15 protein-coding genes are annotated in these 16576 nt (G+C 74.6%); all 15 read right to left on the bottom strand.

The annotated features are described in order from the left end of the window. Positions 1–7 precede the first annotated feature (7 nt). Positions 8–1969 (bottom strand): primosomal protein N', encoded by a 1962-nt coding sequence (locus tag N555_RS0105360; RefSeq protein ID WP_231502602.1) that lies wholly within the window; start codon positions 1967–1969, stop codon positions 8–10. 114 nt (positions 1970–2083) lie between these two features. Next, positions 2084–3280, bottom strand: coding sequence for a methionine adenosyltransferase (gene metK, locus N555_RS0105355; RefSeq protein WP_029430466.1), 1197 nt, complete (start codon positions 3278–3280; stop codon positions 2084–2086). 92 nt (positions 3281–3372) lie between these two features. Beyond that, the gene (gene coaBC / locus N555_RS0105350) at positions 3373–4584 is read right to left on the bottom strand and encodes a bifunctional phosphopantothenoylcysteine decarboxylase/phosphopantothenate--cysteine ligase CoaBC (protein WP_029430465.1); all 1212 of its coding nucleotides are present in this window, start codon (positions 4582–4584) and stop codon (positions 3373–3375) included. Positions 4585–4662: 78 nt separating this feature from the next. Next, on the bottom strand, positions 4663–4926 hold the full coding sequence (gene rpoZ, locus N555_RS0105345; protein ID WP_012949163.1) for a DNA-directed RNA polymerase subunit omega: 264 nt from the start codon (positions 4924–4926) through the stop codon (positions 4663–4665). Positions 4927–4982: 56 nt separating this feature from the next. After that, positions 4983–5591: a guanylate kinase gene (gmk, locus tag N555_RS0105340; protein ID WP_029430464.1), complete on the bottom strand. Its 609-nt coding sequence runs from the start codon at positions 5589–5591 to the stop codon at positions 4983–4985. Between the two features lie 30 nt (positions 5592–5621). Further along, positions 5622–5978, bottom strand: a complete 357-nt coding sequence (gene mihF, locus N555_RS0105335) for an integration host factor, actinobacterial type (protein ID WP_029430463.1) — start codon at positions 5976–5978, stop codon at positions 5622–5624. A 322-nt stretch (positions 5979–6300) separates the two neighbouring features. Further along, complete coding sequence (locus N555_RS0105330; protein WP_029430462.1) at positions 6301–6615, bottom strand: hypothetical protein; 315 nt, start codon at positions 6613–6615, stop codon at positions 6301–6303. Then, on the bottom strand, positions 6612–7502 hold the full coding sequence (pyrF, locus tag N555_RS0105325; RefSeq protein ID WP_029430461.1) for an orotidine-5'-phosphate decarboxylase: 891 nt from the start codon (positions 7500–7502) through the stop codon (positions 6612–6614). Before pyrF ends, N555_RS0105330 begins: the two co-directional genes overlap by 4 nt. Further along, the gene (locus N555_RS0105320; RefSeq protein WP_231502601.1) at positions 7499–8437 is read right to left on the bottom strand and encodes a dihydroorotate dehydrogenase; all 939 of its coding nucleotides are present in this window, start codon (positions 8435–8437) and stop codon (positions 7499–7501) included. The genes pyrF and N555_RS0105320 overlap by 4 nt, the downstream gene beginning before the upstream one ends. Further along, a complete protein-coding gene (locus tag N555_RS0105315) occupies positions 8434–9315 on the bottom strand; it encodes a dihydroorotate dehydrogenase electron transfer subunit (protein WP_156036203.1) in 882 nt (293 codons plus the stop codon). Before N555_RS0105315 ends, N555_RS0105320 begins: the two co-directional genes overlap by 4 nt. Then, positions 9312–12605, bottom strand: coding sequence for a carbamoyl-phosphate synthase large subunit (carB, locus tag N555_RS0105310; protein ID WP_029430458.1), 3294 nt, complete (start codon positions 12603–12605; stop codon positions 9312–9314). The genes N555_RS0105315 and carB overlap by 4 nt, the downstream gene beginning before the upstream one ends. Next, the gene (carA, locus tag N555_RS0105305) at positions 12605–13768 is read right to left on the bottom strand and encodes a glutamine-hydrolyzing carbamoyl-phosphate synthase small subunit (RefSeq protein ID WP_034508907.1); all 1164 of its coding nucleotides are present in this window, start codon (positions 13766–13768) and stop codon (positions 12605–12607) included. Before carA ends, carB begins: the two co-directional genes overlap by 1 nt. Beyond that, positions 13765–15054, bottom strand: a complete 1290-nt coding sequence (locus tag N555_RS0105300) for a dihydroorotase (protein WP_029430456.1) — start codon at positions 15052–15054, stop codon at positions 13765–13767. The genes carA and N555_RS0105300 overlap by 4 nt, the downstream gene beginning before the upstream one ends. Next, positions 15051–15971 (bottom strand): aspartate carbamoyltransferase catalytic subunit, encoded by a 921-nt coding sequence (locus N555_RS0105295; protein WP_029430455.1) that lies wholly within the window; start codon positions 15969–15971, stop codon positions 15051–15053. Before N555_RS0105295 ends, N555_RS0105300 begins: the two co-directional genes overlap by 4 nt. Further along, entirely contained in the window at positions 15968–16567 is a 600-nt protein-coding gene (gene pyrR / locus N555_RS0105290; protein ID WP_029430454.1) for a bifunctional pyr operon transcriptional regulator/uracil phosphoribosyltransferase PyrR, read from the bottom strand. The genes N555_RS0105295 and pyrR overlap by 4 nt, the downstream gene beginning before the upstream one ends. Between the last annotated feature and the right edge of the window lie 9 nt (positions 16568–16576).

Genomic DNA, 16576 nt, shown 5'->3' with positions numbered 1-16576 from the left:
GCGCCGATCACACCAGCTCGGTGGGGTCCAGCTGCACCCGCACGTGCTCGGGCACCTTCTTCGCGCTGCGGACCCCCTGCACCTCGGCCAGGGCGTGCGCGAGGGTGGCGCCCTCGCCCCGCGGGGTGCGCACCAGGTAGCGCTCGCGGACGCCCTCCTGGCCGGGGCGCGGCTGCTCCGGGACGGGCCCCAGCAGGTCGGCGTCGGCGGGCAGTCGCAGCGCGGCGAGGAAGTCGGCCAGCGCCTCCGGGGAGCCCGACAGCGAGGCGATCCGGGTGGCCGGCGGGAAGCCGAGCTCGCGCCGGTCGGCCAGCTCGCGCTCGGCCAGCCAGCCCGGGTCCCAGCGGACGAGCGCCTGGACGACGGGGTGGGCGGCGTCCGCGGCGACGACCACCTGACCACCGGCCGACGCGGGGCGGACCAGCGCGGCGGCGTTCATCCAGCGGCGGAGCGTCTCCTCCCCCGCCCGCAGGTCGGCCCGGCCGAGCAGCGCCCACGAGTCCAGCAGCAGCGCCGCCCCGTAGCCGCCCTCGGCGACGGGCTCGGCACCCGGGGTGGCGACGACGAGCGCGGGCCCGGCCGGCACCGAGGCCAGCACCCCGGACGTCCGGCCGGACACCCGGACCGCCGCGCCGGGGAAGGCCCGGCCCAGCTCCTCCGCCGTCCGCGAGGCGCCGAGGACGGAGGCGCGCAGCTTGGTGCCGTGGCAGTGCGGGCAGTCGAAGGTGGCGGCCGGGCGGGCGCACCAGCGGCACGCCGGGACGCGGGAGCCGCCGGGACCCGGCGTCGCCGAGATGCCCAGCGGTCCGGCGCAGACCGCGCACCGGGCGGGTGCGCGGCAGCGCTCGCAGGACAGCCCGGGCGCGTAGCCGGACCGGGGCACCTGCACCAGCACCGGGGCCCCGGCGGCCAGGGCCTCCCGCGCGACGCGGTGGGCGAGGCTGGGCAGCCGGGCGGTGCGTGCGGCCGGGTCCCGTGCCAGCTCCGAGTCCGCACCCAGGGCGTGCACCCGCGGGGACGCCGCGCGCAGGGCTGACCGGTTCCCGACCAGCTCGTGCGCCCACCCGCTCTCCAGCAGCAGCGCCGCCTCCGCCGTCCGGGCCGTGGCCGCGACGACGGCGGCGCAGCCGGCCAGGTGCGCGCGGTGCACCAGGACGTCGCGGGCGTGGGCGTAGGGGCCGCGGGGCTCGGCGTGCAGGTCGTCGCCGTCGTCCCAGATCGCGACCAGGCCGAGGTCGGCGACCGGGGCGTAGACCGCCGCCCGGGTGCCGAGCACGACCGTGGCCGTGCCGCGCGCGACGTCGAGGAACCGGCGGTAGCGGGCGTCGGGTGCGGCGTCGGCCCGGAGGACGACGAACGAGCCCTTCGGCAGGGCACGGGCGGCCGCGGCCTCGAGCCGGTCGAGGTCGCGCCCGTCGGGGACGACGACCAGCGCGCCCCGGCCGCCGGAGAGCGCGGCCTGGCAGAGCTCGGCCAGCCGGGCCGGCCAGTCCTCCCCCGGCAGCGCCGTCCACACCGCACGGGCCGGGCGCCCCTCGGCCAGCGCGGTCAGTAGCGCCGGTCCGGCGGGATAGCGCGCGAAGCCCGCCGGGTCTGGTGCCGGCGGGGGCTCCGGGGCCTCCGCGGGCGGCCGCTTCTCGGCCGAGGCCCGCCGCGGCGGGATCGCCAGCCGGAGGACGTCGGAGAAGGTGCCGCCCCAGCGGTCGGCCACCGCGCGGGCGAGCGCCGCCACCTCCGGGGTGAGCACCGGCTCGGACGAGACGACCTTCGCCAGCGGCGCGAGCCTGCCCTGGTGCTCGGTGGTGTCGCCCAGCTCCAGCACGAAGCCGTCGACCAGTTGCCCGGCGAAGCGCACCCGCACCCGGCAGCCGGGCCGGACGTCGTCGGCCAGCTCCGGCGGCACCGCGTAGTCGAAGGGCCGGTCGAGGTGCGCCAGCGGCACGTCGACGACGACGCGGGCGATCAGCACGAGCTCAGTCTCTCCGCTGCGTCCGACGGATCCGCGCAGCACTGTGCAGAAGGGGCCCGGTCCGCGATCGGAACGGGCCCCCTCTGCACACTGCCGGAGTGGTGGTGCCTCGCCTCAGAGGCCGCAGGCGGAGCGGAGCGCCTCGACGCGGTCGGTGCGCTCCCACGGGAGGTCGAGGTCGGTGCGGCCGAAGTGGCCGTAGGCGGCCGTCGGCGCGTAGATCGGGCGCAGCAGGTCCAGGTCGCGCACGATCGCGCCCGGCCGCAGGTCGAACACCGTGGTGATCGCCTTCTCCAGCACGTCGTCGGGCGCGGTGCCGGTGCCGTGGGTGTCGACGAACAGGCCGACCGGGTGCGCGGCGCCGATGGCGTAGGCGACCTGCACCTCGCAGCGCTTGGCCAGCCCGGCGGCGACGACGTTCTTGGCCACCCAGCGCATGGCGTAGGCCGCGGAGCGGTCCACCTTCGACGGGTCCTTGCCCGAGAAGGCGCCGCCGCCGTGGCGGGCCATGCCGCCGTAGGTGTCGACGATGATCTTGCGGCCGGTCAGCCCGGCGTCGCCCATCGGACCGCCGATGACGAACTTGCCGGTCGGGTTGACCAGCAGCCGGTAGTCGGTGGTGGGCAGGCCGAGCGCGGCGAGCTCGGGCTCGACGACCAGCTCGCGGATGTCGGGGGCGAGCAGCTGGTCGATCGAGATGTCCTCGGCGTGCTGGGAGGAGACGACGACGGTCTCCACGCCCACCGGCCGACCGTCCTCGTAGACGACGGTGACCTGGGTCTTGCCGTCGGGACGCAGGTAGGGCACCGAGCCGTCCTTGCGGACCGCCGACAGCCGCCGGGCGAGCCGGTGGGCCAGCGCGATCGGCAGCGGCATGAGCTCCGGGGTCTCGTCGGAGGCGTAGCCGAACATCAGGCCCTGGTCGCCGGCGCCCTGGCGCTCGATCTCGTCGTCGGAGATGCCGCTGGTGCGGGACTCGTAGCCGGCGTCGACGCCCTGCGCGATGTCGGGCGACTGCGCGCCGAGGGAGACGCTGACGCCGCAGGACGCGCCGTCGAAGCCCTTGCGGGAGGAGTCGTAGCCGATGCGGAGCACCGTCTCGCGGACGATCGAGGCGATGTCGACGTAGCCGGCGGTGGTGACCTCACCGGCGATGTGCACCTGGCCCGTGGTGATCATCGTCTCGACCGCGACCCGGCTGCGCGGGTCCTCGGTGAGCATCGCGTCGAGGATGGCGTCGCTGATCTGGTCGGCGATCTTGTCCGGGTGGCCTTCCGTCACCGACTCGGACGTGAAGAGGCGGCGTGCCACAGGAACTCCCAGGGGGTCGACGAACGGGTGACGAACGATTCCGCCGTGCACGGTACCGGCGGTGCCCCGCCTGCGGGTACGGAGGCGGCCGGTCAGCCCAGATGGGGGACGACGGCGCTCCAGATGCCCGCGGCCACGGAGTCCTTGCTCCCGGGGGGCAGCTCGGTCGCCGACCCGTCGGAGCCCAGCACCACCGCGGCGTTGTCCGGGCGGCCGAACACCCGGCCGTCGGACACGTCGTTGACCACCAGCAGGTCACAGCCCTTGCGGGCCAGCTTGGCGCGGCCGTGCGCGAGGACGTCGCCCTCGGCGTCCCCCGTCTCGGCGGCGAAGCCCACCACCAGCTGCCCGGCGCTCCGCTCCGCGACCAGCTCGACGAGCACGTCGGGGTTGCGCACCAGCGGGATCGACGACGGCTCGGCGGCGCTGCCCTTCTTGAGCTTGGTGGGAGCCACCGACTCGGGGCGGAAATCGGCCACCGCGGCGCTCATGACGACGACGTCGGCCTCGCGGGCCCCCGTACGCATCGCCGTCCGCAGCTCCTCCGCGGTGCCCACCCGCTCGACGCGGACGCCGAACGGCGCCGGCCCGTCCACGTTGGCCGCGACCAGCACGACGTCGGCACCGCGGGCCGCGGCGACGCGCGCCAGCGCGAGCCCCTGCAGCCCGGAGGACCGGTTACCCAGGTAGCGCACCGGGTCCAGCGGCTCGCGGGTGCCGCCGGCGCTGATCAGCACGCGCCGGCCGGCGAGGTCCTGGGCGAGCGCGGCCGGCCCGGCGTCGAGCACCAGCTGGGCGAGGGCGGCGATGTCGGCGGGCTCGGGCAGCCGGCCCGGGCCGGAGTCAGGCCCGGTCAGCCGGCCCACCGCGGGCGGCAGCACGATGGCGCCGCGACGGCGCAGGGTGGCGACGTTGTCCTGGGTCGCGGGGTGCAGCCACATCTCGGTGTGCATCGCCGGGGCGAACACGACCGGGCAGTGCGCGGTGAGCAGGGTGGCCGTGAGCAGGTCGTCGGCGCGGCCCGCGGCCGCCCGGGCGAGCAGGTCCGCGGTCGCCGGGGCGACGACGACGAGGTCGGCGGTCTGGCCGATCCGCACGTGCGCGACCTCGGGGACGTCGGCCCAGACGTCGGTCGTGACCGGGTTGCCCGACAGCGCCTCGAACGTGGCGGCCCCGACGAAGTGCAGGGCACTCGGCGTCGGCACGACCCGCACGTCGTGGCCGGACTCGGTCAGCGCGCGGAGCAGGAGGGCCGCCTTGTACGCGGCCACGCCACCGCTGACGCCCAGCACGATGCTGCTCATGGGCTCATCCTCCCCCAGACACGACGACGCCCCCGGCGGTTGCCGGGGGCGTCGTCATCACAACGGGGTGCTGGCGGTCTAGTTCTCGCCGGCGGTGTGGGTGAGCAGGCCCTCGTTGATCTCGCGCAGCGCGATGGAGAGCGGCTTCTCCTGGGGCGCGGTGTCGACCAGGGGGCCGACGTACTCGAGCAGACCCTCGGAGAGCTGGCTGTAGTAGGCGTTGATCTGCCGCGCACGCTTGGCGGCGAAGATCACCAGGCCGTACTTGCTGCTCGTACGCTCGAGCAGCTCGTCGATCGGCGGGTTGGTGATGCCCTCGGGGGCAGGTGCGACTCCGGACACGGGTGGGCGTGCTCCTCAGATCGATCAGCGGGAGTGGGCGGGCCGGCGGACCCGGCTCACTCTTTCGCGCCGCCCCGGCAGAGGTCGGGCGACGGCGCAGTCAGCAATCCTACCAACTCGTCGGCGGCCCGGGTGACGTCGTCGTTCACCACCACCACGTCGAACTCCCCGGAGGCGTCCAGCTCGGCCTGCGCGATGGCCAGCCGACGCTCCTGGACGGCCGCCGGTTCCGACCCGCGCCCGGCCAGCCGGCTGACCAGCGCCGCCCACGAGGGCGGGGCGAGGAACACCAGCTGGGCCTCGGTGTCGCGGGCCCGAACCTGGCGCGCGCCCTGCAGCTCGATCTCCAGGAGCGCCGGCGCCCCGGCCGCGAGGCGCTCGCGGACCGGGGCCACCGGCGTGCCGTAGCGGTTGCCCGCGTACTCGGCCCACTCGAGCAGGCCGTTCCCGGCGATGAGCCGGTCGAACTCGGCGTCGTCGACGAAGTGGTACTGCACGCCGTCGGTCTCCCCCGGCCGCGGGCGGCGGGTGGTGACCGACACCGACAGCCACACCTCGGGATACCGGCGCCGGACCTCGGCCACGACCGTGCCCTTACCGACCCCCGAGGGGCCGGAGAGCACGGTCAGCCGCGCCGGCGGCGGGCGGTCGGGAGCATCGGGCACCACTCGTCGTCCTCGTCCGGGTCGTGCGGGTCAGCTGGTGGCGTCGGCCGGCACCTGCTCTGCCGACACCTGGTCCCCGCCGAACTCCGCTTCCAGCGCGCGGCGCTGGTTGGCTCCCAGACCGCGCACGCGCCGGGTCGGGGAGATCTCCAGGCGCTCCATGATCTTCGCAGCCCGCGCCTTCCCCACTCCCGGCAGGGACTCGAGGACGGCGCTGACGCGCATCTTGCCGATCACCTCGTCGGTCTCGCCCTGACGGAGGACGTCCCCGACGGTGGCCCCCTTGGTCTTGAGCTTCTCGCGCAGTTCGGCGCGCGACTTGCGGGCGGCGGCCGCCTTCTCGAGTGCGGCGGCGCGTTGTTCGGGAGAGAGGCTGGGAAGGGGCATCGTTGCGACCCAATCGTGTCGTCGCCGGCGACCTGACCCGGCAGGTGGCTGAGCTCGGTGGGTGGAGCTCCGGCTGGAGCCTGACGGCCAACCTAGTAACCGGCATCCGTGCAGGTCACGCCCACCGCCGGACATTTTCGGCGGCACCGTCTGCCAGCCACCGTTCACCCTGCGTCCACCGCTCGGTCGACGCTGCGTGATCCGCCCTGGTGAGGGGGTTTCCGATCTGGAACCGTTCCGCTCTGAGGCGGCTCGGCGCGCCGGGAGACGGATGCCGCGACACGCCGCAGAACCCCACGCGACACGCGGGCCGACGTGCGGCTCAGCCCTCCTGGGCGACTCCGCGGGCCCGGCGCCCGACGCCCCAGCCGGCGAGGCCGGCGAGCAGCAGCAGCCCGCCGACGCCCAGCCCCGCTCCCAGGAGCTGTCCGTCGCTCCACACCACGCTGCCGTCGTCGAAGATCACCGAGAGCGTGCTGCTGTACGCCGTGGTCGTCTCCTCGGCGAGCGGTGCGTAGGCCGACCAACCGAAGTCGAGCGGCACGGCCGGGTCCGTGGTGGCGAACACCAGGGCCCCGGCGACGAGGAGGGCCACCGCGAGCGCCCCGATCGCCCAGGGCAGGACCCGCCTCGTCACGCGAGCGCCGACGTCCAGCGGTCGGCCGCGGCCCGGAGGGCGGCCGGGTCCGGCCCCGCGGCCAGCACCTCCCGGGAGACGGTGGGGACGACGGCGGCGTCGCGGCCGAACAGCCGGCGCAGGTCCTCGGGCGTGCCACCCTGGGCGCCGAGACCCGGTGCCAGCACCGGCCCGCCGAACCCGGTCAGGTCGACGTCCAGCTCGCGGAGGGTGGCCCCGACCACGACGCCGAAGGAGCCCGTCGTGGGCCCGAACCGGCTGGCCAGGTCCTGCACCGAGCCGAGGTCGGGCAGCGGGTCGCCGACCACCCAGCCCGGGGTGTTCCAGGCCCGCACGGTGTCGACGACGACCTGGGCGACCGACCGCTCGCGCGCGCGCGAACCGCTGACCACGGCGTGCTGGAAGGTGCCGGCGTCGGGGTTGGACGTGCGGGCCAGCACGAACAGACCGCCGCCGTGCTGCCGGGCGGTGTCGACCGCCGGCTGCAGCGAGCCGGGCCCGAGGTAGGGGCTGACGGTCAGCGCGTCGACGGCCAGGGGGTGGTCGGGACGGAGGTAGTCGGCGTAGGCGTCCATCGTCGAGCCGATGTCGCCCCGCTTGGCGTCCAGCAGCACCAGGGCGCCGGCCGAGCGGGCCCGGACGACGGCCTCCTCCAGGACGGCGATCCCCCGCGACCCGTGCCGCTCGTAGAACGCCAGCTGCGGCTTGAGGACGGCGACCGTGCCGGCCAGGGCGTCGACGACGGCGTCGGTGAAGCGGGCCAGCCCCTCCGGGGAGTCCGGCAGCCCCCACTTCTCCAGCAGCGGCGCGTGCGGGTCGATGCCGACGCACAGCGGTCCGCGGGCGGCCACGGCATCCGCGAGGCGGTGTCCGAAGGGCTCACTCATCGGTGCGCGTACCCGACGGCCTCGCGGAGCGACGAGAAGCCCCGCGCGGCCAGGGCGGCGGCCAGCTCGCGGTGCACCCGCGCGGTCGCCGACGGGTCGTGGAAGACCGCCGTCCCGACGCTCACCGCCGAGGCGCCGGCGAGGACGAACTGCAGGGCGTCGAGGCCGCTCCGGATGCCGCCCATGCCGAGGATCGGGACCTCCGGCAGCGCCGCGTGGACCTGCCACACGCAGCGCACGGCGACCGGCCGGACCGCCGGACCCGACAGCCCGCCGGTGACCCCGCCGAGGACCGGCTTCATGGTGTCCGGGTCGATGACCAGCCCCAGCAGGGTGTTGATCATGGAGAGCCCGTCCGCGCCGGCCTCGGTGACCGCGCGGGCCACCGAGACGATGTCGGTGACGTCGGGGCTGAGCTTCGCGTAGATCGGCTGCGCCGGATCGGCGGCCGCCCGCACCGCGGCGATCACGTCGGAGGCGGCGACCGGGTCGCAGGCGAACACCTCGCCCCGGCTCTCCACGTTGGGGCAGCTGATGTTGACCTCGAGGCCGAGCACGCCGGGCACCCCGCGCAGCCGGGTGGCCAGCTCGGCGAAGTCCTCGACGCGGGTGCCGGCGATGGACACGAACGCGGGCACCCCGCGCTCGGCCAGCCAGGGCAGCTCACCGGCGAGGAGCCCGTCGATGCCGGGGCCCTGCAGGCCGATGGAGTTGAGCATCCCGCTCGGGGTCTCGGCCATCCGCGGCGTGGGCCGGCCCGAGCGCGGGCGCAGCTGCACGGACTTGGTGACCACCGCTCCGAGCGCGGTCAGGTCGACGAACGGCTCCAGCTCCTGGCCGAACGCCGAGCAGCCCGACGCCGTGAGCACCGGGCTCACGAGCGGCACCGACCCGAGCGCCGTCGTCATGTCGACGGCCGTGTCGAGCACGGTCACGGTCGCACCACCCCCATCGCCTCGGCGCCGACGACGTCCCAGGGCAGCGAGCCGACGTCGGCGAAGCGCACCCGGTCCCCGCCGAACACGGGGCCCTCGGTGCAGGAGCGGGAGAAGCGGGTCTGCCCGTCCTCCCCCACCACCGGCAGCACGCACGTCATGCAGACCCCGATCCCGCAGGCCATCGACTCCTCGACGGCGACGTAGGACGGCACGCCCGCGGCCGTGGCGGCGTCCGCGACCGCGCGCAGCATCGGCATCGGCCCGCAGGCGTACGCGACCCCGGACTCCCCGATCAACTCCTCCACGGCGAGGGTCACACGGCCCGCCCGGCCGGCGCTGCCGTCGTCGGTGGTGACCTCGACCCGGTCCGCGACCGATCCGAGCTCCTCGACCGAGCACAGCCGCGCGGCGTCGGCAGCGCCGGTCACCGCGAGCACGCGGGAGCCCCGGGAGCGCAGCAGCTCGGCCAACCCGACCAGGGCCGCTGCCCCGTAGCCGCCGCCGACCAGCAGCGCCGTCGTCCCGGGCTCGGGCAGCGGGAACGGCCGGCCCAGCGGCCCGACGACGTCGACGACGTCCCCGGCCCGGCGCTCGGCCAGCCAGGTCGAGCCGGGGCCGTGCGGGGCGACGACGACGGTCACCGTGCCGGGACCGGTGCCGGCGAGGGCGATGGAGCGGCGCAGCAGGTTCGCCGTCATCGGGCCGCCGACGGCGAACGCGACGAACTGACCCGGCTGCGCCCGCTCCGCCACGTCGGGTGCCGCCAGGGTCAGCTCCACGTAGGCGCCGACCGGCCGCGCGGAGAGCACCTCGACCTCGCGCTGTACCGGTGGCTGCTCAGCCTTCGGCGCGGGGGTGGTCAGGTACGAGGTCACCGGCCGGCCGCCAGGGCGGCGTGCAGCTCCTGCAGGCTCCGGACGCCGATGTCCCCGGCGCGGAGCGCCTCGATGCCCTGCACCGCGGCCGCCATCCCCTGCACGGTCGTGATGCTCGGGACGCCGGCGCTGATCGCCGCGGCCCGGATCTCGTAGCCGTCCAGCCGCGGCCCGCTGTTGCCCGGCGAGCCGAAGGGCGTGTTCACCACCATGTCGACGTCGCCGGCGAGGATCCGCTCGACGCAGTTGCCGGGGCCCTCGCTGTACTTGCCGACGACCTCGCAGCCCACCCCGTTGCGGCGCAGCACCTGGGCGGTGCCGGCCGTGGCCAGGATGCGGAAGCCGAGATCGGCCAGCCGCTTGACCGGGAAGATGGCCGACCGCTTGTCCCGGTTGGCCAGCGACACGAAGACCGTGCCCTCGACGGGCAGCGAGCCGTAGGCGGCGGCCTGGGACTTCGCGAACGCCGTCCCGAAGCCGACGTCGAGACCCATGACCTCGCCGGTGGACTTCATCTCCGGCGACAGCACCGTGTCGACGTTCTGGCCCTCGACGGTGCGGAAGCGGTTGAAGGGCAGCACGGCCTCCTTCACCGCGATCGGCATGTCCGCGGGGAGGTCGCCGCCGTCGCCGGTGGCGGGCAGCACGCCGGCCTCCCGCAGCTCGGCGATCGACTGGCCCACCGCGATCCGGGCCGCCGCCTTGGCCAACTGCACCGCCGTCGCCTTGGAGACGAACGGCACCGTGCGGCTGGCCCGGGGGTTGGCCTCGATGACGAAGAGGATGTCGTCCTTGATCGCGTACTGGACGTTCACCAGCCCGCGCACCCCGATCCGGGCGGCGAGCTTCTCGGTCGCGGTCCGGATCTTCGCGATGTCGGCGTCGCCCAGGGTGATCGGCGGCAGGGCGCACGCCGAGTCGCCGGAGTGGATGCCGGCCTCCTCGATGTGCTCCATGACGCCGCCGAGGTACAGCTCCGCGCCGTCGTAGAGGGCGTCGACGTCGATCTCGACCGCGTCCTCCAGGAACCGGTCCACCAGCACCGGGTGCGCGGGGCTGACGTCGGTGGCCTTGGCGATGTAGGCCTCGAGGGTGCTCTCCTCGTAGACGATCTCCATCCCGCGCCCGCCCAGCACGTAGGACGGCCGCACGAGGACCGGGTAGCCGATCTCCGTGGCGATGGCCCGGGCCTCGGCGAAGGTCGTCGCGGTGCCGTGCTTGGGCGCGACCAGGCCGGTGTCGGCGAGCACCCGGGAGAAGGCCCCGCGGTGCTCGGCGTCGTCGATGGCCTCGGGCGAGGTGCCGAGCACCGGCACCCCGGCGTCCTTCAGCCGCTGCGCCAGACCCAGCGGCGTCTGCCCGCCGAGGGTGCAGATGACCCCGGCGACCGGGCCGGCGGCGCGCTCGGCCTCCACCACCTCGAGGACGTCCTCGAAGGTCAGCGGCTCGAAGTAGAGCCGGTCGGCGGTGTCGTAGTCGGTGGAGACGGTCTCGGGGTTGCAGTTGACCATCACCGCCTCGTAGCCGGCGTCCTGCAGCGCCATGACGGCGTGCACGCAGGAGTAGTCGAACTCGATGCCCTGGCCGATCCGGTTCGGGCCCGAGCCGAGGATCAGCACCGCCGGCTTCTCCCGCGGCTCCACCTCGGTCTCCTCGTCGTAGGACGAGTAGTGGTACGGCGTGCGGGCGGCGAACTCGGCGGCGCAGGTGTCGACGGTCTTGTAGACCGGCCGGATGCCGAGGCGCCAGCGCAGGGTGCGGACGCCGTCCTCTCCGGCGAGCTCCGGGCGCAGGGCCGCGACCTGCCGGTCGCTCAGCCCGTGCCGCTTCGCGCGGCGCAGCAGCGCCGCGGTGATCGCCGGCGCGTCGCGGACCTCGGCGGCGACCTCCTGGACGAGCGCGATCTGGTCGACGAACCACGGGTCGAAGCCACTGGCCTCGGCGACCTGCTCGACCGTGGCACCGGCGGCCAGCGCCTGCTCGGCGACGTAGAGCCGGCCGTCGACCGGGGTGCGCAGCACCTCGAGCAGTTCCTCGGCAGACCGGGTCTCGGCCGGGCCGGTCCAGAAGCCGGCGACCTTGGTCTCCGTGGACCGCATGGCCTTGCCCAGTGCCTCGGGGAAGTTGCGCCCCATGGCCATGACCTCGCCGACGCTCTTCATCGTCGTGGTCAGCCGGGGGTCGGCGCCGGGGAACTTCTCGAACGCGAACCGCGGGATCTTCACCACGACGTAGTCCAGCGTCGGCTCGAACGCCGCCGGGGTGACCCCGGTGATGTCGTTGGTGATCTCGTCGAGCGTGTAGCCGATGGCGAGCTTGGCCGCGATCTTGGCGATCGGGAAGCCGGTGGCCTTGGAGGCGAGCGCGGAGGACCGCGACACCCGCGGGTTCATCTCGATGACGACCAGCCGGCCGTCGGCGGGGTTGACCGCGAACTGGATGTTGCAGCCGCCGGTGTCGACGCCGACGGCGCGGAGGACGTCGATGCCGACGTCGCGCATCCGCTGGTACTCGCGGTCGGTGAGGGTCATCGCCGGCGCGACGGTCACCGAGTCGCCGGTGTGCACGCCCATCGCGTCGATGTTCTCGATCGAGCAGATGACCACCACGTTGTCGCTGCGGTCGCGCATCAGCTCGAGCTCGTACTCCTTCCAGCCCAGCACCGACTCCTCGATGAGGACGGTGTGCACCGGGGAGTCCGCCAGGCCGTGCCCGGCCATGCGGCGCAGCTGCGCCTCGTCGGTGGCGAAGCCCGAGCCCAGGCCGCCCATCGTGAAGGACGGCCGGATGACGACGGGGTAGCCGACCTCCTCGGCGGTGGCGATCGCCTCCTCGACGGTCGAGCAGACCGTGGAGCGAGGGGCGTCGGCGCCGATCGACCGCACGATGTCCTTGAACATCTGCCGGTCCTCGCCGCGGTTGATCGCGTCGACGTCGGCGCCGATCAGCTGGACGCCGTACTTCTCCAGGACGCCGTTCTCGAACAGGCCGATCGCGATGTTGAGCGCCGTCTGCCCGCCGAGGGTGGCCAGCAGCGCGTCGGGACGCTCCTTGGCGATGACCTTCTCGACGAACTCCGGCGTCAGGGGCTCGATGTAGGTGGCGTCGGCGACCTCGGGGTCGGTCATGATCGTCGCCGGGTTGCTGTTCACCAGGCTGACCCGCAGGCCCTCCGCGCGCAGCACGCGGCAGGCCTGGGTGCCGGAGTAGTCGAACTCGGCGGCCTGGCCGATGAGGATCGGCCCGGAGCCGATCACCATGACGTGCTGGATGTCGGTGCGCTTCGGCATCAGTTCTGCTCTCCCGTGCTGTGCTCCACGACAGGAGCCGGGGTCACGGCGGTCCCGCCGTTCCGGGTGGTCTCCATCAGGTCCACGAACCGCTGGAACAGCGGCGCCGCGTCGTGCGGGCCGGCCGCGGACTCCGGGTGGAACTGGACGCTGAACGCCGGCGCCTCGGTGAGCCGCAGGCCCTCGACCACGTCGTCGTTCAGGCCGACGTGGCTGACCTCCACCGGGCCGTAGGGCGTGTCGGTGGGCCGGTCGAGCGGGGCGTCGACGGCGAAGCCGTGGTTGTGGCTGGTCACCCGCACCGTGCCGCTGACCCGGTCGAGCACCGGCTGGTTGAGCCCGCGGTGGCCGAAGCGCAGCTTGTAGGTGCCCAGGCCCAGCGCCCGGCCGAGGATCTGGTTGCCGAAGCAGATGCCGAACAGCGGCCGGCCGGCGTCGAGGACGCCCTGGACCGCGCGGACGGCGTAGTCGGCCGCCGCCGGGTCGCCCGGGCCGTTGGAGAGGAAGACCCCGTCCGGGCCCGCCGCGAGCAGCTCCTCGGCGGTGGCCGTCGAGGGCAGGACGTGCGTCTCGACGCCGAGCTCGGCCAGGTGCCGCGGGGTGGCGGTCTTGATGCCCAGGTCGAGGGCGGCGATGGTGAACCGCTTCTCCCCCACCGCCGGCACGACGTAGGCCTCGCCGGTGCTGACCGTGGGCGCGAGGTCCGCGCCGGTCATGCTGTCGGCCGCCTGGACACGGGCCAGCAGCGCCTCGGCGTCCAGCTCGGTGCTGATGCCGGCCCGCATCGCCCCGCGCTCGCGCAGGTGCCGGGTGAGCGCGCGGGTGTCGATGCCGCTGATCCCGACGACGCCCTGGGCGACCAGTTCGTCGTCCAGGCTGCCGGTCGCGCGCCAGTTCGCCGGCCGCCGGGCCGGGTCGCGGACGACGAACCCGGCCACCCACATGCGGGAGCTCTCGTCGTCCTCGCCGTTCACGCCGGTGTTCCCGATGTGCGGGGCGGTCATGGTGACGATCTGACCGGCGTAGCTGGGGTCGGTCAGCGTCTCCTGGTAGCCGGTCATGCCGGTGGCGAACACCGCCTCGCCGACCGTCGTCCCCGTCGCGCCGTAGGTGTCGCCCCGGAACGTCCTGCCGTCCTCGAGCACGAGGATCGCGTCACTCACCGCTGTGCCTTTCCATCCAGAACGGTCGGGACGCCCCGCAGGAACGTCGCGACCACGCGGCCGGGGAGCTCCCGGCCGGCATACGGGCTGTTGCGGCTGCGGCTGGCCAGCGCGGCCGGGTCGACGACCGACCGGCCCGTGGGGTCCAGCAGCACCAGGTTGGCCGGCTCGCCCGGGGCGATCGGGCGGCCGTGCCCGGTCAGGCGGCCGATGGCGGCCGGGCGGACCGACATGCGGTCGGCGACGCCGGCCCAGTCGAGCAGGCCGGTCTCCACCATCGTGTCCTGCACGATCGCCAGCGCCTGCTCCAGCCCGAGCATGCCGGGCCGGGCCTGCGCCCACTCGCACTCCTTGTCCTCCACGGCGTGCGGCGCGTGGTCGGTGGCTACGCAGTCGATCGTCCCGTCGGCCAGCCCGGCGCGGACCGCCTCGACGTCGGCATCGGTGCGCAGCGGCGGGTTCACCTTGAACACGGGGTCGTAGCCCTCGGCGCAGGCGTCGGTGAGCAGCAGGTGGTGCGGGGTGACCTCCGCGGTGACGTCGACCCCGCGGGCCTTGGCCCAGCGCAGGATCTCCACCGACCCGGCGGTCGAGACGTGGCAGATGTGCAGCCGCGCGCCGACGTGCTGGGCCAGCAGCACGTCGCGGGCGATGATCGCCTCCTCCGCGGCGGCCGGCCAGCCGGTCAGGCCGAGCTTCGCCGAGCGGTCCCCCTCGTGCATCTGGGCGCCGACGGTGAGCCGCGGCTCCTCGGCGTGCTGGGCGACGACGCCGTCGAGGGCCTTCACGTACTCCAGCGCCCGCCGCATGAGGGCCGGGTCGCTGACGCAGATGCCGTCGTCGGAGAAGACCCGCACGCGGGCGGCGGAGTCGGCCATCGCGCCGAGCTCGGCCAGCCGCTCGCCCTTCAGGCCCACGGTCACCGCCCCGACCGGGACGACGTCCACCAGGCCGGCCTCCTGGCCCAGCCGCCACACCTGCTCGACGACGCCGGCGGTGTCGGCCACCGGGTCGGTGTTGGCCATGGCGTGGACGGCGGTGAAGCCACCGAGTGCCGCGGCCCGGCTGCCCGTCTCGACCGTCTCGGCGTCCTCGCGGCCGGGCTCGCGCAGATGGGTGTGCAGGTCGACCAGCCCGGGCAGGGCGACGAGCCCGGTCGCGTGGACGACCTCGGCGCCCGTCGCGGACAGGCTCTCGCCGACGGCGGCGATCCGGCCGTCCTTGATCAGCAGGTCGGCGGGGTCGCCGCCGAGGACGCGCGCCCCCTTGATCAGGTACGAGCTCATGCGGGAGCGCCTCCGAGCAGCAGGTACAGGACGGCCATGCGCACCGAGACGCCGTTGCCGACCTGCTCGACGATGGTGGAGCGCACCGAGTCGGCGACCTCCGCGGCGATCTCCATGCCGCGGTTCATCGGACCGGGGTGCATGACGATGGCGTCGTCGCCGAGGGCGGCCATCCGCCGGGCGTCGAGGCCGTAGCGGCGGCTGTACTCGCGGGCGCTCGGGAAGAACGAGGCGTTCATCCGCTCCGCCTGGACCCGCAGCATCATCACGACGTCGGCCTTGGGCAGGACGGCGTCCAGGTCGTAGGAGACCTCCGCCGGCCAGCTGCCCACGCCCACCGGCAGCAGGGTCGGCGGGGCGACGAGCGTGACCTCGGCGCCCAGCGTGTGCAGCAGCCGCACGTTGGACCGGGCCACCCGGCTGTGCAGCACGTCGCCGACGACCGCGACCCGCACACCCTCGAGCCGGCCCAGCCGGTGCCGGATCGTGTACGCGTCGAGCAGCGCCTGCGTGGGGTGCTCGTGGGTGCCGTCGCCGGCGTTGACCACGCTGCCGCGGACCCACGACGCCAACTGGTGCGGGGCACCGGAGGCACCGTGCCGGATGACGATGGCGTCGCTGCCCATCGCTTCCAGGGTCAGCGCGGTGTCCTTGAGGCTCTCGCCCTTGGAGACGCTGCTGCCCTTGGCCGAGAAGTTGATGACGTCGGCACTCAGTCGCTTGGCGGCGAGCTCGAAGCTGATCCGGGTGCGGGTGGAGTCCTCGTAGAAGAGGTTGACCACGGTGCGCCCGCGCAGCGTCGGCAGCTTCTTGACCTCGCGGCCGGACAGCGCCGCCTCGATCTGCGCCGCGGTGTCGAGCACGAGCGTGGCGTCGGCCAGGTCGAGGTCCGCGGCCTCCAGCAGGTGGCGCTTCACGGCCTCTCCTCCGGCTCGGTGACGCGGACCTCGTCGGCGCCGTCGGTCTCGGCCAGCCGCACCTTGACCGACTGGGTGCGCGAGGTCGGGACGTTCTTGCCGACGTAGTCCGCGCGGATCGGCAGCTCGCGGTGGCCGCGGTCGATGAGCACCGCCAGCTGCACCGCCCGCGGCCGGCCCAGGTCGCGCAGCGCGTCCAGGGCGGCGCGCACCGAGCGGCCGGAGAAGAGGACGTCGTCCACGAGCACCACCAGCCGGCCGTCGATGCCGCCGTCGGGCAGCACCGTGTCCTCCAGCGCCCGGACCCCGCGCAACCGCAGGTCGTCCCGGTACAGGGTGATGTCGACGGTGCCGACGTCGATCGCCGTCCCGGAGAACGCCTCGACGCGGGCGGCCAGCCGGCGGGCCAGCGGGGCGCCGCGGGTGGGGATGCCGACCAGGACCAGATCGGCGAGGCCGTTGCCGGCCTTCTCGATCAGCTGGTGGGCCATCCGGTCGACCACGCGGGCGACGTCGGCGGCGGAGAGCAGCGCTCCGGGCGCTGCGGGACCACGAGGGTCACGGCTGCTGGACGCAGCCGGGGGCGAGCCGGCCATCAGGCCTCC

Origin of the sequence: Blastococcus sp. URHD0036 (assembly GCF_000701365.1) — a bacterium.
GTDB lineage: Bacteria > Actinomycetota > Actinomycetes > Mycobacteriales > Geodermatophilaceae > Trujillonella.
This window is presented reverse-complemented; position numbering and strand designations above follow the sequence as displayed.